Source organism: Alteromonas sp. MTD1 (assembly GCF_042848195.1).
Classification (GTDB): domain Bacteria; phylum Pseudomonadota; class Gammaproteobacteria; order Enterobacterales; family Alteromonadaceae; genus Alteromonas.
The window spans coordinates 43,634-67,217 of record NZ_BTGG01000009.1; the positions used below are offsets into that span (position 1 = coordinate 43,634).

Annotated in this window: 15 protein-coding genes; 5 read left to right on the forward strand and 10 right to left on the reverse strand. The window is 44.0% G+C overall.

Translation table 11 applies throughout. From position 1 onward, the window contains the following. The first annotated feature begins 127 nt into the window (after positions 1-127). Entirely contained in the window at positions 128-601 is a 474-nt protein-coding gene (locus ACGHAV_RS13080; protein WP_390381417.1) for a hypothetical protein, read from the forward strand. 55 nt (positions 602-656) lie between these two features. Here the strand turns inward: ACGHAV_RS13080 and recD are convergent, their stop codons facing one another. Genes recD through recC form a run of 3 tightly spaced genes read right to left on the reverse strand, consistent with a single transcriptional unit; the run spans position 657 to position 10,209 of the window. Then, complete coding sequence (recD, locus tag ACGHAV_RS13085; RefSeq protein WP_390381420.1) at positions 657-2,780, reverse strand: exodeoxyribonuclease V subunit alpha; 2,124 nt, start codon at positions 2,778-2,780, stop codon at positions 657-659. Between the two features lie 2 nt (positions 2,781-2,782). After that, positions 2,783-6,676, reverse strand: a complete 3,894-nt coding sequence (gene recB, locus ACGHAV_RS13090) for an exodeoxyribonuclease V subunit beta (RefSeq protein WP_390381423.1) — start codon at positions 6,674-6,676, stop codon at positions 2,783-2,785. Further along, on the reverse strand, positions 6,676-10,209 hold the full coding sequence (gene recC, locus ACGHAV_RS13095; protein ID WP_390381426.1) for an exodeoxyribonuclease V subunit gamma: 3,534 nt from the start codon (positions 10,207-10,209) through the stop codon (positions 6,676-6,678). Before recC ends, recB begins: the two co-directional genes overlap by 1 nt. 604 nt (positions 10,210-10,813) lie before the next feature. Between recC and ACGHAV_RS13100 the strand changes: the two genes are divergently transcribed. Then, positions 10,814-11,470, forward strand: a complete 657-nt coding sequence (locus ACGHAV_RS13100) for a dUTP diphosphatase (protein ID WP_390381429.1) — start codon at positions 10,814-10,816, stop codon at positions 11,468-11,470. A 94-nt stretch (positions 11,471-11,564) separates the two neighbouring features. Here ACGHAV_RS13100 and ACGHAV_RS13105 read toward each other — a convergent pair whose 3' ends face one another. The 6 genes from ACGHAV_RS13105 to ACGHAV_RS13130 form a co-directional block, all read right to left on the reverse strand. Next, on the reverse strand, positions 11,565-13,244 hold the full coding sequence (locus ACGHAV_RS13105) for an AMP-binding protein (RefSeq protein ID WP_390381432.1): 1,680 nt from the start codon (positions 13,242-13,244) through the stop codon (positions 11,565-11,567). 223 nt (positions 13,245-13,467) lie between these two features. Then, complete coding sequence (locus tag ACGHAV_RS13110) at positions 13,468-17,652, reverse strand: EAL domain-containing protein (RefSeq protein WP_390381435.1); 4,185 nt, start codon at positions 17,650-17,652, stop codon at positions 13,468-13,470. 179 nt (positions 17,653-17,831) lie between these two features. Next, positions 17,832-19,214 (reverse strand): ribonuclease J, encoded by a 1,383-nt coding sequence (locus ACGHAV_RS13115; RefSeq protein ID WP_390381438.1) that lies wholly within the window; start codon positions 19,212-19,214, stop codon positions 17,832-17,834. A 138-nt stretch (positions 19,215-19,352) separates the two neighbouring features. After that, on the reverse strand, positions 19,353-19,703 hold the full coding sequence (locus ACGHAV_RS13120) for a DUF2750 domain-containing protein (protein WP_334014955.1): 351 nt from the start codon (positions 19,701-19,703) through the stop codon (positions 19,353-19,355). Between the two features lie 74 nt (positions 19,704-19,777). Beyond that, the gene (locus ACGHAV_RS13125) at positions 19,778-20,608 is read right to left on the reverse strand and encodes a LysR family transcriptional regulator (RefSeq protein ID WP_390381442.1); all 831 of its coding nucleotides are present in this window, start codon (positions 20,606-20,608) and stop codon (positions 19,778-19,780) included. 127 nt (positions 20,609-20,735) lie between these two features. Beyond that, positions 20,736-20,903, reverse strand: a complete 168-nt coding sequence (locus tag ACGHAV_RS13130) for a hypothetical protein (RefSeq protein ID WP_334014953.1) — start codon at positions 20,901-20,903, stop codon at positions 20,736-20,738. A gap of 392 nt (positions 20,904-21,295) precedes the next feature. Here ACGHAV_RS13130 and maoP point away from each other — a divergent pair, with 392 nt between their 5' ends. Beyond that, a complete protein-coding gene (maoP, locus tag ACGHAV_RS13135) occupies positions 21,296-21,652 on the forward strand; it encodes a DUF413 domain-containing protein (protein ID WP_334014952.1) in 357 nt (118 codons plus the stop codon). A 208-nt stretch (positions 21,653-21,860) separates the two neighbouring features. After that, positions 21,861-22,592 (forward strand): PRC-barrel domain-containing protein, encoded by a 732-nt coding sequence (locus ACGHAV_RS13140; protein ID WP_390381446.1) that lies wholly within the window; start codon positions 21,861-21,863, stop codon positions 22,590-22,592. Positions 22,593-22,696: 104 nt separating this feature from the next. On the opposite strand, the gene ACGHAV_RS13145 is transcribed toward ACGHAV_RS13140, so the two are convergent. Beyond that, positions 22,697-23,008 carry an ArsR/SmtB family transcription factor gene (locus ACGHAV_RS13145; RefSeq protein ID WP_390381449.1) on the reverse strand — a complete coding sequence of 104 codons (312 nt, stop codon included), beginning with the start codon at positions 23,006-23,008 and terminating at the stop codon, positions 22,697-22,699. A 185-nt stretch (positions 23,009-23,193) separates the two neighbouring features. Here ACGHAV_RS13145 and ACGHAV_RS13150 point away from each other — a divergent pair, with 185 nt between their 5' ends. After that, complete coding sequence (locus ACGHAV_RS13150) at positions 23,194-23,544, forward strand: rhodanese-like domain-containing protein (RefSeq protein ID WP_390381452.1); 351 nt, start codon at positions 23,194-23,196, stop codon at positions 23,542-23,544. Positions 23,545-23,584 lie beyond the last annotated feature (40 nt).

Consider the following 23,584-nt stretch of genomic DNA (forward strand, 5'->3'; position numbering starts at 1 on the left):
AATCGCATTTTCGCGCCGATATTAAACGCAACCTTGACACTACAACAAGCAATTTTGATCCACATCAACGCATGCTATTCGATGTTCAACCACAATCACATTACTCCCCTTGCACAAGGCTAAGCGCATGCTTTCTATTATTGGTGATACCGATGCAAATACCAGCATTAAGGCGGAGGCTTACAGCCTTTACAAACTTGGTGTTAAACCCACAACGCAGGTTGCTATAGAAACGAAGCCAGTGTTCGGTGCTAACCTTACGCTGCACAGTAGCATGTTTGAATTTGCGAGCTTTATCGTTCGTCCACATAACATCATTGGATGGGTAGACCACGCTGGCTTGTCTCACTTCAACGTGGAATATGGGGTTCAGCATGAAACAGAGCACCACCTGCAGTCATCGAATGAACATAAAGCTGCAAGCGAGTTACAGGCTGCGCACTTGAATCAACGCGAGAAGGGGTCAGTGCTTTTACCCTCCCAATTCTTACGTGCAGACAGCGGCGTTCTGCGTACGACGCTTCCAGCCCGTATTTACCTTATGGGACGCGAACTAGAGTCTATTCACAAACACGGTGTGTTTTTATTCTGTCCACTTTAGCCTTGGCACCGCACTCTTTGTGCCTTTCACTCTTTTGGATTTACTCCACGTTGTATTAGCGCTGCCTATTGGCTTCTAGCACATTTATGGCTTGAGAAAGGCCTGAAAAACGCTTATCTACTTTCTCAATCATAGTGGTTAATGTGTGCTGCTTGGATAAGATTAAACACCCTTTCTTAGCACGCGTTAATCCGGTGTACACCAAGCCTCGATGTAACAAGTTAGCTGCTTTATCACTGGGTGCATCAGACAGAATTAGCACCACATGCTTAAACTCTGAGCCTTGTGATTTGTGGATGGTCATAGCAAACACAGTTTCAAACTGTGGCAAACGCGACAAAGAAATATGACGCACGCCACGTTCAACCCCATTTTCTACACCACTTTCTGGTGCTTCAAACCACGCTTGTAACTTTCCGCTTTTATCTGGCCAAATTACGCCAACCTCACCATTAGACAGTCGCTGTGGGTGGTGATTTTTAACTATCATGATGGGCTGGCCTTGATAAAACTGCCCTTCTCTTCGCTTTATCTTGTGCTTAATCGCATCAAATACTAATGCATTTAAGCCTTCAACCCCCATAGGCCCCTTGCGCATTGGCGTAAGCCAGCGAACGGCGTTTAACAAGGCAAGTGCGTCTGCTGGCCCAAACGGCAGACCGTTTTCTTTTGGCGGTGGTGCAAAAAGATCTGTAAAGCTTTCTTTGGCTAATTGCTTTAGTAGTTCTGTGTTGTTAACACCCTCGGGCATTAAATGAACGCCTTCTGTTAACAATAGCTGTGCTTTATTGCTTAATACGTTTTTTGGTGTGAGTGAAGATAATGCCTTTAGCGCATCACCCCGCTGTATAGCGGTGGCCACCTCTGCTACTTGACCTTTGAAACGCTGAGGAGCTTGTAGAGTAGACACCCATGTTTTGGCATTCTCATTAACAGGCAATAAAGGCAAATGAGGGCAAAGGGACACTATGTGCTGGCGCATATCTGTTGTTACCGCCCCCATAAGCTCTGCGCCGCTTAACTCTGTCTCGCTCAGCGCTTTCCCTTTTAGCTGATCACTGTCGTCGCTTCCTACTAGTTCTAACTTCGATGTCACATTGCCTTCAACAAGTTGCTCAAGCACGTTACCAAGCTCTACTGCGGGTAATTGATCTGCATCGCCAATAAAATATAAACGCGCATGCTCAGGTAACGCCCGCATTATGCGCGCCATAAGCGCCAAATCCACCATACTGGCTTCATCTACGATTAACACATCAAGGTTTAACGTGTTACTTGTGCCAAAGTTGGTTGCTACCGTATGCTCACGAAGTCCTAGCAAGCGGTGAATCGTAACGGCATCTGTGGGTACTTTTTGTAGTGTCTCTTCAGGTACCAAGCCACGAAGCCCTTCAATGTTGCTAACTATTGATTCGGTCATACGTTGCTGCGCTTTGCCCGTGGGCGCTGCCAGTACAATGTTTATGTTTTCATCAACAGCTTGAAGCGCAAGCAACAAACGTAAAACGGTATAGGTTTTACCCGTTCCCGGACCACCATTTATTACACTGAAACGCTGTACAATGCTTTTTGCAACTGCCACCTGCTGCCAATCTTGTTGAAGTACTTCAGATGTAGGAAACATCTGCGGCCATAGCGCTTTTACGCGCGTCGAGGCTGTTTCATCTAACACCTCAAGGGCCGTTCGTTGCACAATTCTTGAAGCCACTTCACGTTCAAAATCGAAATAACGACGGCTGTACAAGCGCCCAACTTGATAAACAAACAATTGCGCAACCGTTTGGTTTTCAAGGGCGTTTTTTACGCATTTAATAAGCGGCGTAAGTGAAGGAAATACAAAGCCTTTTAAACGCTCCTGGCTTTCCTCTTCTATAGCATCATCTGTGGCATTTAATTTTTGTTGCTGTGCATTATCGACCGTCGCTTCTGGCTCATCGAACATGCGCTTATCTGCAAGTTCCGCCAAGCTTAGGCAACTGTGCCCATTTCGCTGCATGAAAGACAACGTAACCAGTAATGCGCCCCAAAGCTCAACCTCATCAGCGTTAAGTTCAGGCAGGTTGGCAAACTCTTCTGCAACAAATTTATCAATGGCTTCAATACCATATAACCGTTGAAAAAGTGCGGAGAGAATTAGCTTATTGCTAGATGTAGAATGTTGTGTTGTTGTCGTGGTCATTCTTATTCCCATTCATCATCGAACAAAAGTTGCTGCTGGCCACCTTCGGAACTTGGCGATGAAAGCTTCTCTGCTGGCTGCTTTTCTGCATGCTCTGATGTGTTTACAGACCCTGCTGTCTCCTTAGCCTCATTGTTATTGAAAACGTTGCTACTGAAATCGTTGTTACTGAAAACACTATCAAGTGCATTAAGAATGTTCGGTGTAATAGGCGAATAAAACACGCCCTCACCCTTTTCATTTTCTGGGTGCATTCCACGCAAGTACAGATAATACACGCCGCCAAAATGTTTAGTAGCGCTGTAATTGGGTAGTGATTGCATTAAATATCGATGCAGTGCTAAGCAATAAATAAGATACTGAAGGTCATACAAGTGATGTTGATTGTTTTCAAACAGTGCTGATGGTGAGTAGCTGTCGACGGTATCGCCAAGCCAGGTAGACTTATAATCAGCCACATAATACTTTCCCTCATGCTCGAAGATTAAATCAATAAACCCGTGCATCATACCCTGCAACGAGGGAGCAAGAAGTTGTGGTGTTTCCTGTGCTTCTGCATCCAACATTTGTGCAACGTCTTGTCGATGCGCTTTAAGCACCGAACGTAGTCCCTGCCATCGGCTGTCATTCATCGGAAAATAAAACTCGGCCTCTCGCAACGTTTTATCAAGCGGCAAGTCGCTCATAGAAAATGGCATATTAGGGTACAGCGGCGTTTGAAGTACTTCGTCAAGCCATTCGTACAACTGCGGAGTACTGCGTTGTTCAAGCCCAAACCGCGTTACCAATTCACCACCTGTTTCTTCCCATTCGGGGGCACTAAAATCGTTGTGTTCAAGTAAATCATGTAGCAAGTTACCTGCACTTGCACCTTTTTCCAAGGTAAAACGAAGCTGGTTCTTGTCTAACCTGTCATTTTCAAAAGCACTGTTAAACGGCACGTCTTCAAAGTACACCTCTTCGTCGCGCTGTGTCTGCACTACAGGAATGCTAGGAATGTTTTGAGCGTTTGCTTCACCAGTGTTTTTACTGTTATGTGAAGCTGTGCCACCTGCGAACTGACTAAGCCGGCTAAGCGCCGAAAATGAATATAGTCGCCAATCTTCACTGGCTGTGCCGTTAAATTGCTGCGCGTGCAACGCATCAATATTTTGGTCTTCTTCGAAGGCGCTATACACTTCATTAAACTCATCGGCATTTATATAACGTGCATGGGCGTCATGTTCGCTATCGAGAAGCGTTAATGCGTCTTCCCAACTAACCGGTTCGCCAGTATCATCACGCGCTTCGCCTATTTTCATTGCACGTCCTAAAGCGCTTTTCTCGTTTCCGTCTAACGGTAATACGCCCATGTAACACCGATGCGCAGCCCTTGTTACAGCCACATAAGTAAGACGCATATCTTCCGCCTCACCTTCTGCGCGAACCCGCGCTATCGCCTGTTTGGTTTGCCCTAACTGTAGCTGTAAGTCTTCTTTTTCTTCGTCGTAATAGGTAAAAATATGCGACACCGATTTACCGTTACGCGCCGCATCTTTGTATGACGTAGCAAACGGCACAAAAACAATAGGATATTCCAGTCCTTTCGAACCATGTTGAGTGATTAAACGAATAAGCTGATTGTCGCTTTCTAACCTGAGCGTTAGCTCTTCATTGCTGTCCGGCTGATGAATTTGTTTATTTAGCCAGTCTAGTAATTGCTCTGGTCTTGAGTGCGTGGTGCTCGCTTTCTCAAGCACTTCAGCTAAGTGCTGATAGTTAGTCAGAGCCCGTTCAACATCACTACCATGCGGAACATAGCTGTTTTTCAACAAGTAAAGCAACACACTCATGCAGCCTTTTTGAAGCCACATATCGCGGAGCACCAATACTTTTTCGAAGGCCTCATCCCACAGAGCATCATCTTCTTGGTACAACAGCGAAATAAGCGTTTGCGCACTATAACCCCACAGTGCCGATGCTAAACTAGATGCTACTTTACGTGTATCGCCTGCATGCCAAATACCATTGAGTAAACGCAGTATGTCTTTAGCTTCTGGCGACGTAAATAAATTACTTCTGTCACTTAGATAAACGCTACTGAGTCTCTTCTGCTGCAGCACGTATTTAACTATGTTGGCTTCGCTTCTGTCTTTTACCAAAATGGCAATATCTGCAGGACGAACAGGCCGTGTTGTTTCTGTTTGAAAATGCGCTTCGTTCAAAAGGCGATAGATTTCTTGTGCTATCCATTGCGCCATCCCTCGACGCATCGAAGTGGGGTCTTGCTTGTCTTGCAAGTACATAGCAACGTAGTTCATGGCACTGCGTTTGTCGTGTGTATCGACAAGCGGCGTTTTAGCGGCAGCGGCTTTACTTGTGAATTCAACGGGCGTGTATTGAATACCAAACCCAAAAACATCTGCCGATTGGTTATTGGCAACAGGCGCACCAAAAAACAGGCGATTATAGGCTTTCACCATGCCTTCAACCGAGCGCCAGTTCGTGTTCATCACCCAGCGATAATCGGCTTGTCTCCCAGCTTTAAGGTAGGTAAATATATCTCCGCCGCGAAAGCGATAAATTGCCTGTTTAGGATCGCCAATCATCAATAACGCACTGTTGAAAGCTTCACCTGTATGATTGTTATCTAAATCGGATGTAGATGCTGTATCGCTCGGCGCGTTTTTATATACCGCGTCTAAAATGGCGTACTGGTTGGCGTCTGTATCTTGAAACTCATCGATAAGCGCTACTGGAAATCGCTTGCGAAGCTGTGGCACCAGTGTGTTGTTAGGTTTCACTACTTTATCTGCAAGCATGCGAATAAGATCATCGAAATCGATAAGTCCCAACTGTTTTTTCTGCTTAGCGACGCGCTGCTTTATAAATAAAATGGCATCGTTAACTAACTTAAACACAGGGATTTGCGACAGCGCGGTATCGCGTTCTTCAACTGCGGCATCAATGGCTTTTACCAGTGTTTTAATGGGCGTAAGCAGCTCTTTTACGCCAGATTTATTACGGGCATATCGCCTGGCATCAAGGAAAGCCTGTGCGGCCGCGGGAGCAACCTCATAATTTTTTTCATCTATGCGCTGTTGCAGCCATAGCTTTAGGGCCTCAAGCTCCTGCGGTCGCTCTTTTTTGTGCGCTGGCGTTTTTATTAGCTGTTCATGAAGCAGCTGCTCGTTGTCTTCAATTGCCCGAAGCATATCGCTGAAAACGTTAAGTGCAGTATCTTCGTTACTGTTTAAGCCAGTGACAAATGCGGTTTGAATTTGCGCTTCGTCAAGTAAGTTAGGCGTTAACGTGCTTTTAATGCTGCCATTGAAGTCATTCAACAGCCGCTCTGGCACATGCCAGCCAGACTGCGCCAATAACATAAAGCTTTCTTCATCGTTACTGATTTGGCGTATAAAGTCCTCTGCCGCCTGCAGGTAGAGCTCGCTGGTATCATTGCCAAGGTTTAACGTCATGGCAAAACCGCTGTTGAAAGCCATTTGTGCAATAACATGCTGACAAAACCCATGAATGGTAAACACTGACGCTTCGTCAAGTTCCAGCTGCGCCGCGTGCAGTCGCGACAAACATTCATCTATGTCGTTGTTGTTGAACAGATGCTTGTATACGTCGTCACAATCATCATCAATGACATTGCCATTTTCTTTTGCTTGCTGCCAAATATGCATGGCTTCACGCAGCGTTTTCGCCACACGACCTTTTATCTCTTCTGTCGCCGCTTTAGTGAACGTCATCACTAATATCTCTTTTACGCTGCGCTTTTCCTCTAACAACAAACGTAAATAAAGGCGAGTAATATTAAATGTTTTTCCTGTGCCGGCACTGGCTTCAATAAGGTGTCTACCGCGTAGCGGCATGTTTACTACATCGAGTAATTTGGCATTGTTCGTCATTACAATGTCTCCTCTTGTGCAGCATTTGCCACCATGGAAAACAACACAAAAGCGTGCTGTGCTGGCATATCAGTCCAGGTTACGCCATCGGGAAATAGCCACTTAAGATAAGGGTTATTTACCATATCAGCGCTAAATTGACCTGAAGACTGTAGCCAGGTTTTAATTGCTTTTTCAGCAGATGTTCCGTGAATAAAGTCAGTGATATCGCGCAAAATATCCGCTGCTTTTTGTGTGTTTTCGCTTGATGCTGTGTCTGACATGTCTTTGTCGGTTTGCAAACATTGTTGAGACAATTCACCAAAAAGGGGCGGTTGAATTTCTGCCACAATGGCTGCGCTGTCTGACTTTCTCTTTCCCGGTACAATGTCTGCGAACAAGCTGCTATACATTGGCGTTGGCGACGAATAAAGCGCAACGAAAAGATGTTCAATGAAAAGCAGTACATCTTTCGCTGTTTCGGCGTCAAACGGCGTGTAATGACGCTTCATCAATTTAATATCACCTTTGTCCCAATCGCAGAAAAACACATCTAATGGATAGTGTTGATAATGACCTTCTGCGCCCTGCGCGCAAAACACTAATTGCGTAATGAAATACTCAAGAGCGCGTTTTACGTTTACTTTACCCGCACTCAACAACACTAACGCATCGCTAGCGGCGTAAGCATTTGCATTAATGGTGATGTGTTGCCCTGTAAATACCGCCGTTTTAAGGTCGGCGTCGTGTGGCCCCATTGCTTGGTTTAACGCTAACGCACCTTCTTTCCACATTTGCAGTTCTTCTTTGGCAACAGGGTTGTTTGGTATGTCACCTCTAAGTGCCGCAAATTCGACAACTTGTTCACTGTAATGCTGTGGGCTGTTAGCTTGCTCTGTTGAAGCGGCTCTACTTGGCGAAGAAAAAATAGCGTCTAGCACTTGATAACGCACCAGCGCATTGGTTTCGAAGGGTTCACTGTTTTCAAGCAATGTAAACGATTGTGACAAGTTAACGCCTAATCGCTGTGTAGCAAAATAATCTAGAGGGTCGTCAAACGCTCGTGCAATCTGACTGGCACTGAAGTGAGCTTGACCATCAAATTCGGTAGGTATTTCAATAGCAGGTGGCGTGTTCTGTGCATTCATTACGCCATCGTCAACATTGCCTTTTGATTGCTTTAGCGCTTGCGCAAGCCGAAGCCAACCCGTTTCGTAACTAGGTATGCTGCCTGCAAAGGCTGTTTCGCTAAACGGATGTAACGCGGCATGTTTTACATAATGAGGTAGCTCAACGTTATAGCCTAGCTCTAGCATTTCAAGAAACTCTGCCAGTACTAAGCTGGGCTGGCGCTCACTGTTATTAGTTACATCGTTACCTTGGTAGCTTAAGTATAGGCCTTCACGGCTCGACACTATTGCCTCGAGAAACAAGTAGCGGTCTTCCAATCGACGAGAGCGGTCGCCAAGACGTCGTTCAGGGCCTGCCATCAAATCGAGCCCCAAGGGTGTGGACTTACGTGGGAACTCGCTGTCATTCAGCCCTAAAATACACACTTTTTTAAACGGAATGCTGCGCATGGGAAGCATAGAGCAAACCGTTACTTGCCCCGTCATAAAGTGGTTACCGGCGTCAGGCGATGAAAATCTATTTAACAATAGCTCTCTCACTTGGCGAAGCGTTAGCTTATGGCTGTAATCGGCTTCTTCACAACGCGCAGATAGGTCCGCCGCGACTTTTGCTATTAAATCCCAACTTTGATCTTGCTCTCGGGTGGGCTTAAAACAGGCATCACGCAATGCTATTAAATCGCGTCCCCAATCACTTGGCGTTCTCGCTACGGTCAACGATGTCGAAAAGTCTCCCAGCAACTGAATTACATCTATCAGTTTTCCTAATGTCAGGGTACTTTGCCCCTCAACGTCTGGAATAGTAAGTAAATGATCTACTATCATTTCACTATCGGGCGCCAACATGCCCATTAGCAATCGGCGAATGCCCCACCACCAGCTGTAAGTATCGTCACACGCTTCATTTTCAGACACTATTGACTTATGGCCTGCGTTTAAGCCCCAATGTATGTGCGCTTGCTTTAGCCATACCGTCATTTGATCAATATCGTCTTGCGACACATCGAAGCGTTGCTGAACTGCATCTAACTGCAAGTAATCCATTACATCCGACACACCAAACCGACTATCAGGTAGCTGTAAAAGTGCCATAAACGCAGCAATAAGTGGCTCGGCATCCATAGGGCTTCTGTCGGCAATTGAGCATGGTAAACGCACGGGGCCGTTATCTTGCAGTGGCTTTGTGCCAACACGATGAAAAACAGTGTCTACAAAAGGAGCGTAGTTTTCGATGGCCGGACACATCACTAATATATCGGACGGTGTACGCGAAGGATCTTGAGATAACCAATGCAGAAGATGGTCGTGAAGTACTTGCACTTCGCGCAAAGCTGAATGCGCGCACATTACGGTTACACTGTCATCGTCAGGCTTTATAGCGCGGTTTGAAACGGGTTTAATAGCCTGAAGTACATCGTCGTGAATGTAGTCGAGTAAACTAAAACCGTGCTCGCTATTGGCGTCATTAATATCGGCACTGTTACGAACTGGGGTCTCACTGAATCGCGGTGCATCAAAAGCACTAATTTCAAACGTGTCTAACTCGGTAAGTAAATTAAACAATTCTCTGCCTTGCTTACCTAAATTACCCAACAAAGGGTTTGACTGATCTTGTTCCATCCACTTATCAAGGCCTTCTGTACGAAGCTGCCTGGCTTGCTCGGCGTTACTTTTTGCATCACCCCAATAGTTTACGCTGGGGTTGAGATGGAAAATGTGAATATCGATATGTGCTGCAAGGGCGTCAAAGAATGCAATGAGCTGAGGAGCCATAGTATTAATGGCAAATACAATGACACGCTGAGGCAAGTTATCTGGAACATTCCCCGCCTCAAGTGCTTCAAGGGTCATCTGGTGTAAACGCGCAGGGTGCAGTGGCTGGCTTTTAGTCAGTTCTCGCCATATTTTGCTCTGCCACACTTCCATGTCATCAAACACAACACGTTCGTTATTTTCCCATGCAAACAACCAATCGGGTCGGTACAGCAGATATTGCTCGTACACATCGGCCAATGCAGTAGCTAATTGTAACCTTTGAACACCTTGTTCTTGCTCGTTTCCCGCCGTTGCCCAGTACTTTGTTACTTGCTCGAACGCGGGCGTATCTATCAACGATTTATCTTGCAGCAAATTATCTATTCGCCACGTTAACACTTCCCGTCGATAAGGTGACTGTTTAGGTACGGTATCACTGCCTAACACAGTGCGCGCGGTATTCCACATAAAGCGCACTGGTAAAGGAAAGTCGATATTCATTGCCACACCCTGCTCGCGGGCAAGCTGCATGCTTATCCAATGCTGCATACCAGGGCTTTCAACCAAAATGGTCTCGGGTACAAAAATACCCGTAGGCTGTTGCTTTAGTAGCGTTGTAAGAAGAAAACTTAAGTGTTCAAGTTTGTTTGAGGGATAAAGCGCGAGCAATCTAAAAATCCTTTATGCAGCATGGCGTTAAATCGCAACCAAAGCTCACTAAAGCTTAGTTACGCCAGTTTTGTAAGGTAGATACAACAGTAGAATGAGTGTAACTCAAGAAAGTGGTAAGAGGGAAATAAAGCTATCTTTTGCCGGGACAAACACAATGCACATAATAGAATAGCGCCATGCGCTAAAAAAAACCCATACAGACCTCAGGACACGAAAAATCTGTATGGGTAAGGTTTACGGGCCATCCAGTAACAACGTGAAAAAGCGTTGCCTGGCACTTACTCACGTTAGCGTTACCACATAGCACTGTTAACACTTTTAGGTTTTGCAGGTTCAATGCCAATATTAAAATCAATACAAATCAGACACTTAAAAATTTAAATATAAAGTATAAATGACATCGTGCGTTAAGTGTGGTGCAAGCGCACCAAAAGCAAGCAAGCCATAATAATGATCGGCAACCTACATATTTTTTGGTTACGTGAACTCCCCTTTTAAATACAGACCGTCATTTTTGGGTTTGCTCAATTAAACGGTTTTGCTTCCCTATGCTATCCAGTACAATTTGTGCGTTATCGTTCATCATAATTCAGGAGCCTCAATGTTAAGTGCGCAACAGCTAGCAACCATGCTAAACCTACAAGATAAAATGAATAAAAAGGTAAACCCGGACTGGCTAAACGCAGGTTACGGATATTTGCGCGCCGCAATGGTAGAGTCGGTAGAAGCGATAGAGCACCATGGCTGGAAATGGTGGAAGGCACAACAAAAAGATTTGCCGCAGTTACAAATGGAGCTTGTTGATATATGGCATTTTGCGCTTAGCGCTTGCATTATTGACTATAAAGGCGATGTTGATGCGTCGGCGCAGAGTATTGCGGCAGAGCTTGCCAGTGGAAACACAACGGTGTCGTTCGACGGTAAAGACTACGACGCTTCTATGCAGTCCCTGCTTGATAACCTTGAGTTAATGACAGGTTTATGTGCAGCAAAACGCTTTAGCGTACCGCTTTTCATGTTTATTGTTACTCAGTGCGATATGTCGGCTGATGAGCTATACCGCCAGTACGTTGGCAAAAACGTGCTTAACTTCTTCCGTCAGGATAACGGCTATAAAGAAGGCAGCTATATTAAAATGTGGAATGGCCGCGAAGATAACGAACATTTGGTAGAAGTTATGGATGCGCTAGATTTAAGCAAGCCAGAATTTAGTGACTTGGTTTACGATGGCTTGAAAGCACGCTACCCAAAAGCTTAAGGGTGGAACGCTACACTGAAAGTTCAAGTAATTCAAAACACATAAAAAAGGCGCTTTAATAAGCGCCTTTTATGAATGGGGTGGTTGGTGCTTTTTAAGCATCAACCCAAACTAGCTTATCGCTGTAAGACCCTTGAATGATTTCTTCGAACCGCTCTTCTAGCACATGTCGCTTTACTTTAAGCGTTGGCGTAAGCAAGTCGTTTTCTATACTCCATTCATTTTTCATTATTACCACCCTGTCCATTACCTGATGGCTTTCTAACTTAGCATTAATGGCATCGAATGTTTTCTTCAGGCTTGCTTCAACACCTGCTTTGTCTTTCTTCTGCGCATCTTCACTAAGTACTAATAACGCAACTGGCTGCGGTAGGTTATTACCTGTAACACATACTTGCTCAACAATTGGGTTTTCCATGAACTTGGCTTCTATGGGCGATGGTGTAACGTATTTGCCTTTTGCGGTTTTGAAAATATCTTTCAAACGACCGGTAATCTTAACGTAGCCATCAGCATCAATAACGCCCTTATCACCAGTGCGAAGATAACCATCTTCGGTAAACACTTCTGCAGTTTTTTCAGGCTCTAGATAGTATTCCAGCATATTGCATGGAGATTTAACCTGAATCTCACCCTCTTCAGACGTGCGAATATCCACGCCGTCATATGGACGACCTATACAGCCGATTTTATCGTGTCTGAAAGGCACGCTTCCCGTTCCGTATGCGCTATTTTCGGTCATTCCCCACCCTTCAGAAATGTTGATACCGATTTTAGCAAACCACTCGATAACCGCTGGCGCCAAAGGTGCTGAACCGCTTGCCCACAAACGCGCATTATTAATGCCCAAGCCATTGCGAATTTTCTTCGCAACCACTTTGTTTAGGAATGGAATTTTAAGTAATACATCTAACTTTTTCTGTGGCATTTTTGCCAGCACGCCCATTTGGAACTTAGTCCACAAACGAGGCACAGAAATAAACAATGTTGGTTGGCAATGGGCAACATCTCTCTGGAATGTAGCGAGATCTTCAACAAAGTGTATTTTACCACCACTATAATAGCTCGAAAGTTCTACCAATACGCGTTCGGTAATATGCGCAAGTGGCAAGTAACTCATTGTTCTATCGTTTTTATTGATGCCAAGCTGATCAAGTGAGCGACGCGCTGCCCAGCATGCCGTGTTATAGCTATGCACAACACCTTTTGGCTGGCCTGTGCTACCAGAGGTATAGATGATCGTCATAACATCATCCATGTCTTGAACCGGCATGTCGCTAATTGGCTCAATATCTACAAATTCGTCCCATTGTTGCTTTGTCGCAATATTAGGATATGGTAACGCTACCGTTAGATACTCGCTAGGAATAGAGGCTACTTGCTCTGCCGTATTATCGAGTTTTCCGACAAAGAGTAGCTGTACGTCTGCGTGCTTTAGCACATATTGAACAGTATCTGGACCTGCAGTTGAAAAGATAGGAACCGAGATATGCCCAGCCATCATGATGCCAAGGTCAGTGATAAACCATTCAGCACAGTTCTTTGAGAAAATGCCTATGCGGCTTCCCTTCGGCAAGCCCATTTCACGTAAACGAGCAGCAACCCTGCGCGCTTGCTCTCCTACTTGTTTCCAAGTTAGATCGTGATATTCACCTTTAATAGGCTGAGTAAGAAATACCTCGTCTCCACGGGTTTGTTCCCAGTGGTATAACATAGTTAATGGCGATTTTATTACTTCCGTGCTGTTGGCGTCTGCTGTCATATCTAGCGGCATAGTTCACTCATTTGTTGTTATAATGTAGTTCATTTTTACAATGATTTCACAGACTTCTAATAATCCTTATTTTTAACAGAATAACAAGCTTTTTAAACAAGCGTTTACATTCTTATGCGACGAACGACGTGGGATAACGGGTAGAATTGAAATTTCTTATAGTCGATACTTTCGATTTATGATGGTCCTATCTCTTAATAGAACCATCTCTCTAAGCCTATGTTTATTGCGGATTTACCCACGATTTAAACAGCAGAGGTTTAACCTCGTTTGCTGTACAAGGCTTGGCATAAAAGTAGCCTTGGTGGAAATAACAGTCTTTTTTCAGTAACTCTTCAACCTGCTCCTTTGTTTCAACACCTTCAGCAACACAGCTCATGTTCAAGCTTGTGGCAAGCGTGATGGTGGTAGCCACAAGTGCTTCATTCGCATTACCCGGCGCCATTTCGTTAACAAAGCTCTTATCAATTTTAAGCACCGATAACGGATAACGCTTTAAGTAGCTCAACGATGAGTAACCTGTACCGAAGTCATCAAGTGCAAGCACAAAGCCCTCGTCAACAAAGCGCTGAATTTGACGTAACGCATTGTCGCTGTCATCCATCAATACGCCTTCGGTGATTTCAAAGCGGAACGCTTCTTTTGGCAAGTCATATTCATCGAGCAAAGCAAACACGCCATTCAAATCGAATTCGGTTTTAAAATGCAGCGCTGAAAGGTTTATCGACACAAAACCTGTAAAACCGTCTTTGTACCAGTTTGCTAAGTCTTCTGCCGAACGGCGCATGGCTTTGCGCGTTACTTCAATGATGTATTTTAGCTCTTCTAACACCGGGATGAACTGATCAGGATATAAAGGTTCACTTTCAAGCGTGCCACGAAGCAGCAATTCCACGCCAACCGTTTTGTTTGAACGGGCATCAATAATAGGCTGGTAGTGGTTATAGAAGGCATCTTCTGAGTACGCTTTCTTCACTTTATTTTCTAACTGTAAGCGGGTCTTCGCACGCTCATTCATGTCTTTTGTGAAATACGTAAAGCCGCTAAGTGCGTCTTTTTTCGCAGTGTACATCGCCACATCGGCTTGCTTAATAAGCTCAGCTGGCTCAGAGGCATCCTCTGGATAAAATGCCACACCGATACTGCAAGATACTCTTAACACTTCTTCAGCAAGGGATATCGGTGTTTCAACCGAGTCGATGATTTGACCTACAAATGAGCTTAAATCATCTTCATTGGTTACTTCCTCGATAACGATAACAAACTCATCGCCACCCAATCTTGCCACCGTGCCGGAATCGGCAACTAGATTTCTCATACGATTTGCCACAATACGCAGCAGTTTATCGCCATAGTCATGGCCTAATGAGTCATTGATTCCCTTAAACCTATCAAGGTCAACGAACATTACAGCAACCCTGTGATTGTGATGTCGTGCAAGCCCTATCGCATGTTCGAGTCTATCGAGCAGAAGCGTGCGATTAACCAACCCTGTTAAATTATCGTAGGTGGCTATTTTAAGTAATTTTCGCTCGGCATTTTTTTGCTCAGTAATATCTGAGATAACAATTAAGTAGTGCTCAGGCGCAGTACTTTCACCGCTTACAGCGGTTATGTCTATTAGTACGTCGTAACGTTTACCGTCAGCACCATCAATTACGGCTTCATCTTTGAAGAAATCGCCTCCCTGCATGTCAGGTAATTTACCTGAAAGCTGTCGGTTTAAATTTGGATAGCGTGTATATAGCTTTGCTAACTGCTTAGGAAGAGGTTCCCTTTTATTAAACCCAAATATTTGTTCAAACGCGGGATTTGCTGCAACCAAGCGCTTATCTTCATCGAAAATTAAAACCCAATCACGAGTTTGCCTGAATGCATCACTAAAAAGCGTTACCTGTTGTTGTGCACTTTGAAGTTGGTAAATTTGTCGCTGCCTTGAAAGTAAGTACGCCACAAACAGTGCCACCAATAAGGTAGCGTAAATACTATAGGCCAACGGCGAGCGAAGAGGAGCATAAGGCATAGACAAGGTAATTTCGGCGGGTAACACGGTAAAATCAAAGCTGCCAGGCGTTGGAGATACTGAAAATACATACTCACCGGGTTCAATATTTGCGAACGTAATTTTAGCGTCTTCAGTTAACCCTTCGGTAACAATGCGGTCGTTATCAAGCAGCTTATAATAATATTTCACTTTGCCAATGCCCGACATTGCGAGTGCCGAAAAATGAATGGTTAAACCATAGTCCTCATAATCCAAATCGAAATGGCTTTCATGCAGGTTTTTAATGGGCTGTGGCACTAACCTGTTGTCTACCGCGACTTGAGTGATGGCAGTTTGCTTACTGATAAGGCTGCGTGAAGACTCTAAGCTCTCTAACTGAGACGCGGAAAACACTACAGCGCCACTTGTAGAGCCATAGGCAAAGCGTCCATCATTTAGCTTAATAAAAGCACCTTGGTTAAATTCAGAAACACTTAATTCTCTACCGTAGATAAAGTTCTTTATCTGACCTGTGGACGGGTCGTACTTGTGCAACCCTTTGTGAGAACTGAACCAAATATTGCCCAACTCATCTTTTTGCAATCCATAAACAAGGTTCGAGAGAAGAATGTTGGTATCGTTTAAATTATAAAGCGGCTCAAACGTGTCGGCATCTACACCAATTAAGCCCACACTGTCATAAGCAAGCCACAACACTCCGATGTCATCTATTACCCAAGATGATATCGAGCGTCCCTGACCACGCTGTTGTTCTGAGAAGCGATAAACAATCTCATGCTCGAATGTTTTTGGATCGACTAACCACAAACCACCTTCAGTCGCAAAGAATAGGCGGTTTCCGTGATATTTTGACTCACCCAAAAAGCCTACAGAGAAATTGATATCGAAAATGCGAGGGTCTAGCGATAATGTACTTACCGAAGATGAAGCTATATCGTAAGCGTAAAAGTTTTCGTTACCGATGAAATATAAAATGCCATCACTTGAAAGCGTCGTACCTGCACTGTAAGCATCAAAAATAGTGTCTTCTGCACCACTTGTCACCGGCGGCCTTCTTGTTTCGCCAGTGACGGTATTAAACAACCTTATACCGTCATAGGTTTGAAGCAGCAATTCGCCTGTAGGCATGGGTATGATTCGTTCAATGGTACCTTCACCTACGTAGGTATTTTCGCCTTCCGCGTAAAGATATTTCTCAGATTCCCCTGTGGAGAAGTCGTAGTTATTAAGCCCGTTTGAGGTGCCCACCCACATTTTACCTGGTTCAGTTTCTGCAAAAGCCCACACAACCGGACTTGAAAGTGTTTGTTCTTTGCCGCTTCGCTGGTTCTGAATAGCGTAGATATCGGCACTTTTAACACCGAAATACAGCGCGCCCGCGTAAACAGAGCTTAACCACAAATTGTTAGTTTCGTCTTTTTCGATTGCCGTTATTTTTTTGTCTGAAACTTCAGTAAAACCGTTGTGAGGTTCAAGGATATGCTCACTCTTCCAGCCGGTCGCGGTATCGCTAAGCATGTACAAGCCCTTGTTCGTGCCTACCCAAAACGCATCGCTCTTAAACTGTTCCATCGTCCATACATTTCTATCGGCAATAGCTACCTTAAACTGACTTTGGGCGCTGTGTCTCACCTGCCCTACAAAGTCTTTCACAGTGGAAACATAAACGCCTTGCACAGTAGATATCCACACGCGCTCATCTTCATCATGCAAAAGGAACTTCGCATTAGCGTTGTCTAGGTTTTGTTCAATACCGTTTAAGTAATCAAGTTTTTCTAATCGCGTATTCGGCTCGTCTAACACCTTTGTGTAAACACCTGCAGTAGTTGCCATTACAAGAATATTTTCCACCACCATAGCAGCGCGAATGCTTTGGAAGTTCTTTATCGCTTCATCGGGCAATATGGCGAGAGTTTCAAGTGTTTTGGTTTTAACGTTGTAGCGCTGCACTTGCTCGGAGAGTGCAATAACAATATTGTCCTCATCTTGCCAATGAAAGTCTTGGGCATATTGCGTGAAGTCTTCGAAATTTTTATATGCTGTGGGTTCTAGTTGCACAACTTCTTGCGTTGCCAAATCTAGGTAAAAAACACCTTGCCCATAAACGCTAAACCATAGTGCATCACAGTCTTGTAACGACAGCTTATTGATGTACGCGTCTACAAGGGAATTATCAGGGCCGGTTACACGTCGCGTTCTAACACCATCCCAACGAACCAGGCCACCCTCGGTTGCTATCCATACGAAACCGGACGGATCTATTTCAATGTCAGTAACAATATCTTGCGGCAAACCATTCTTAGTAGAAAGAGACTGGAAAACAGGGTTGTTTAGCCTTGGCGAAGCGTCAGCGTGCACGCTAATAAAAAGAAGGAGCAGTGAAAGGAAACTAAAACATTTCATACCAAGAGGGTCGCTTTAATTCATTATTGTTGTTTTGCGTACAAGTGTACCAGATTGTTTTAAAGATGGGCAATGCAGAAGGCATTCTTATTTACATAACAGAACAACACCTAAATCATTGATTAATAATAGATAATTACCAAAAAATTCACTCAGGATAGTAAACTGATTAGCAACACTTAATCTTGCTGTACTGGCACACGACCTACGGGCACTACCTGGCGACGAATACTTGGCTGAGGAGCAATGCGATATAAGTCACCATTCTGACCTACATAGTGCTTACTTACTCCGCACGTTTTGGCAATATCTGCATGAGCCTGCAAATGCTCGTGCTCTCCATGTACAGGAATGGCGATTTGCGGCTTGACCCAGTGATACATTAATTTCAATTCTTCGGCACAAGGGTGGCCGCTTGCATGGATGGGCAGTGGGCTGTCTTCACTATGGATAACAGAAACGCCTTTCGCTTTTAAGGCGTCACTTAGCTTTTTAACGCTAACTTCATTACCTGGAATGACAATAGAAGAAAATAGTACGGTGTCGCCTTTATCTAATTGAAGATGGGGATGCGTATCTTTGGCAAAACGAGAAAGTGCCGTGTTGCGCTCCCCTTGGCTACCCGTTGCAATAGCAAGCACTTCATGTGGCGGTAAATATCCTAAATGGCTTGGGTCAGCTATGGGAAGATCATCTGGCCATATACCCTGCTGGCGAGCAATAGCATACATGTTCACTAGTGAGCGACCATAAAGACCTACATAACGATTAGTCTTTTGTGCCACCCGTGCTATTGAAATTAATCGTGCAACGTTACTGCCAAAGCATCCGACGACAACACGGCCTTTGAGGCCCTTTATCGTGCTGAGTAGGCCGTCATAACAGTTTCTTTCAGAAATCGAGAAACCCGCTTTAGGCGCGTTAGTAGAATCACCTACTAGCGCCATTATATTTTCTTCAGCTAACGCTTTGTATAGCGTTGCATTGAAAGGCTTGCCGGTTATTGGATTGGCGTCTATTTTCCAATCTGCCGTATGCAGCACCGTACCAGCGTCAGTGCTAATCTTAAGGGCAAACGGTTCTGGTAAAGAATGTGTTATCTCTAGCCAGGTAACAGAGAACGGGCCAATTTGTTTGGTGCTGCCGGCATCAACTTCGATAATAGGTATTTTATTAGCCAATTTACTTCGAGAGAGCTTACGCCTTAAGACTTCTGCAGTAAAAGGCGTTGTATAGATTGGCTTTTGCAGCCTCTGCCACAAATACGGAATAGCACCCACATGATCTTCATGCGCATGAGTAATAACTATTCCAGCAAGGGTTTCTTTTTGATTCGCAATAAAAGAGGGATCGGGTGCTACTACACGGTGGGTAACCCCCTTGGTAAGCGAATTGTCAGCTTTCTGTTGCTTGTAAGGCGGCATGAGAGGTTCATCGAAAGATACGCCGCAATCAACCATTAACCAGCTTCCATTATGGCCATAGAGATTAAGATTCATCCCTATCTCACCGGTTCCTCCTAGCGGAACAAACCACAAATCTTCCAAAGATGGTTGCAACAAACTGAACTTACCTCATAAATATTGTGCTTTTAATGCAGAAGTACACGTATCGTTGAACTATCACTGTTGCCTGAACACTCGAGCACCTTACGCCTTTTTGATATCTATGTTAAGGCGCCATTCGCTAACCGGATCACACTACAGCTGTTCCGCGAACTCTTCAGGCGTTATCACTTCCCCGTCTTCACCGGGTACAGGGCATACTATTACCATTAATTCATCTTGGGCCATGCCGGGCACCCATTTCGCAAGGAAGTCTTTCGTAGAAATTTCCATTGCCTCACAGTGTTCCCAATCTTCCGTAGCCCAAAGCAGAGCGAGCGATGCATCTGGCCATACAGGAACACCATCTTCTTCGTCCGTTGTTAACATGACACAGCCATGCTCATCTTTTAAAATAAAGAGCTTTTGTTCTGTCTTAATAGTTTCCAAGCTTGACGTCATGCGTTGAACAGCATTTTTTTCTAATAGTGGATGTAAATCCGACATAGGAATTTCTCACAATGCGTATTGAGTTGAAGTTTGATTAAGTAAGTGTAGCTGCTTACTGTAACCTTCGCGGTCTAATTATTTTGTGACACACTAGCAATGATTTCAGGCAAGCCTACCCGTCTAACCTGCTTCATGGTGTGAATGAACACTTTGAGCGAGACGTTATCTAGCGCCGCTATCTGTGTAATGGATACCGATGCAGATAATTGCTTTTCTACATCTGTAGGCAGCACCGCAATACCCCCTTCACTTTGCAAGTTATTTAATGCAAGTGTAAGCGAGTTGGTGCGAAGTTTTGCGTCTCGTAATTGAGGGAAAGACGTAAGTAGAACATCACGCGCTTTTGCGCCCCAATCTATGGCTACAAAGTCGGCGGCATCCAGCGAGTCTTTTTGAACGCCTACGCGATACAATGCTAGCTCACGTTCTAGCAACACTTCACTGTTAACTTCTTCCGATTTAAGTGGCTCGGTTGAAAACGCAATGTCTGTCACGCGCTCATGCAGTTGTCTTGATAAAGAGTCAAGCGTTAAGACCTCTGCTTTGACCGACCAATCCGGGTATGTGTTGTGTAAATGACTCAGCGTTTTGGGCAGAAGCATTTCACTAGCAAGCTGTGTAGCGCCACAAACAACATATTCAGAAGATTGTATTTGAAGCTCTTGTTTCGCCTCATTTAGCGTTGCACACAGCTGTTTTGCATACGGAAGTAGCTTTTCACCAGACTGCGTAAGCTGAATACTGTTTCGTTGCCTTATAAATAAGGTGGTATGGAAGTATTCTTCTAAAAGTTTGATGCGGGCACTAACGGCCGACTGGGTAAGGTACAGGTTCTCTGCGGCTTTACCAAAATGACGAGTTTTTGCCACCTCTATAAAGGTGGTAAGAAAGCGTATATCCATGCTTGATTTAACAACCGTTTTGCGTTGACGCTAAATTGACACAGATAATACGGCAAGTAAACACAAAAGCACAGAAGCGCACCGCGATAAACGGTACGCTTTAACAAAAATTCACCAACTCGCTGGTTTAATACGCTTCTTGATGCAACCTTCGTTGCTTTTCACGGCGCTGAATATCACGCTTTTGTTTGGTTTTCACGTCGTTATGACGCTTACCAGTGGACTTTTTAACGTGACCTTCGTCCTCTTCTACCGAGTCCCATTCATCACGCTGGTAACGATAGTCTTTGCTCATCTATTTCTCTTGGTTGTTTGGTTATAAACACCTTTTCATTATTGACCTAAGTAAAAAAATGAAAAACGAATTTTTATCATCGTAGCGACAAGAATTTTTGATGAATTAGTAAGCGCTCAGTTTATTGAATTTGATGAGCGGCTGAAAACAACAACGTTCATCTAACTAGGTTAAATCCAGCTTTTCACACAAAATCCAAAGCCATTAAAAACAACAACATAAGCTTCAAAAAATAAAAGCTGAGTGCGTCATAGAGATGTGATTAAACATAATTAGGCACTTGAAAACTAAGCGTAAAAATTTTTTATTGATATGAAAAAAATCTTTTGTTTTAAATTTCTTATAAATTGCCTTAAAAGTTCGCTGAACAAGACAATTATGTTGGGTACACCATGAAAAGTTTAGCTATTCGACTATCACCAAAGCCATTTATTGACCGTCAAAAATTTCCCTATGGATTTAGAAAATCGGGAGACTTCAGCATTACTGAAGCCAACCTTTTAACCCAGTTTGGTAAAACATTACTTGCACTAGAGAGTGGAGAGCTTGCGCCAGAAAGTGAAGACGAACAGCATTTTGTTGAGTTTGTTAATGGACAAGCTGACGCAGTTAACAATGTTGAAAAAGCGTGGGCAAAATACGTTCGCTTAGCACGAGGTAAAAAGCATTTTTACACGCTTCATAGCAGTGCGAGTAATCAGTCTGATTATGATGATGACTACACTGAAGAAACATTTGATGTGGCCTAAAACAGCGTTTTAAGCCCATGCAAAAATTATTAAAGCTCGCAAACTTGCGAGCTTTTTTGTTTAAAAAGAATGATCTGAATCAAGAACATGGTAGAACAAAATGAAGAAAGTTGAGGGAATGTCTACACTTAGCTAAGTGCATTTATTTTTCGGCTGGTACCGCATTGTAAAACAAGCGCATTCAAAGCCATGCAAAGGAGGCGAGACTATGTTTATTAGTGCAAACAAGCTCATGCATTACTCTATACACGCAACCGATGATAAAGTTGGCGGTATACGAGATATACTTTTTGACGACGAAACACATGTAGTAAGATATTTGGTAGCAGACACAAATACGTGGCTTCCACTCAGCCGAAAGGTTGTTATCTCCCCTATATCTGTCACTCAACTCGATTGCGAGGATGGTCACGTTAATATCAATATGACCGTTGATACACTAAAAAATAGCCCCTCTATCGACGAACATAAGCCAGTTTCGCGAGAGTATGAAGAAAACCTCTTTAAATATTTCGGATACGGCTATTACTGGATTGGCCCTGGTGCATGGGGCGAATTTGCGCACCCCAATGAGCTTGTTGAGTTACAGCGTGCGGAAGAAGACAATAACGCCAGAGAGAAAAAAGAAAATCACCTTCGAGCCTGCGATGAAGTTAGCGGCTATGAAGTAAGAACATCGAACGAAAATGTAGGCCACATCAGCGATTTCGTTATCGACAGCAACACTTGGAGTATCGAATTGCTTATTGTCGATACCAATAATTGGCTACCGGGAGGAAAGCACCTAGCACTATTACCTACCGACATCCAAGATATCGATTGGGCAGCACACAGCGTTAAAGTGGGAATGACTGATAGCGCATTGCTGGAGCGACCTGAAGTAGATACCGACAGGTTGTCTGAAACTGGATATGTAGAAAAGCTTCTATCTGAAATTTAATAACTGATGCTGCGTCAGCAAATTTATTTAATGAAAGGAAAAAATCCCAGCGAAGGCACAAATAGGTATCACACCCTAAGTTTGCCTTCGTTGGCTATTTAATTTTAATTGCAGAAAAATTCGTTCATTAACGCAATTAATCGCTGCACACGCTCATCGGATAATCGATAATAAATGGTCTGCCCTTCACGGCGAGTTGCCACCATTTTCGCCTCTCGTAATAACGCTAAATGTTGCGACATAACAGGCTGTGAAACATTACTCCCATCTAATAGTTCAGTTACCGACTTTTCTTCATCAAGCAATGAACACAGAATCATAAGACGTGTTTTATTTGCAAACTGCTTTAGAAATAACTCCGCTTCTACCGCGTATTGCACCCTATCTTCTGATTTCGTTACAGCATCTTCGGACATAAGCCCTCTCTCAAAGAAAAAATTCACGTTACAAATGTATCGCTCTATTATACTAAAGTATAACTAAATTCTGTAAATTGCCATTATTTGCGATGAGAGAAAGTTACTGTAGCCTTGCATGCCCTTGGTTACGCATATACATTAGATTAACTTTATTTCTTGGTGATTTTGATACTGGTGAAAGTATGCTCATCGATTTAACCACGCGCATAAACAACATTGCCTTCAATCTTCGCACTGTTACTGCTGCGCAAGCGCGCTCAGAATTAGATGGCAACAATGGCATTGTCATAGATGTCCGAGAAAACGAAGAGGTTGACAGCATGTCAGTAAGTGGTGCTGTTGTTATTCCTCGAGGGGTGCTTGAAATGAAAGTGCAAGCCCTTGTTAAAGATGCTGCTACGCCGCTATATTTGTTTTGTGCTTCAGGCATGCGTGCAAAGCTAGCCGCAGAACAATTGTTGCATATGGGTTATGAGAACGTTTCTGTTATCACTTGTTCTGTTCAAACCATTAAGGACGCCACGGCTCAATGACACTTGCGCGCAGCATGTGATATAACACTTTAAAATCGTA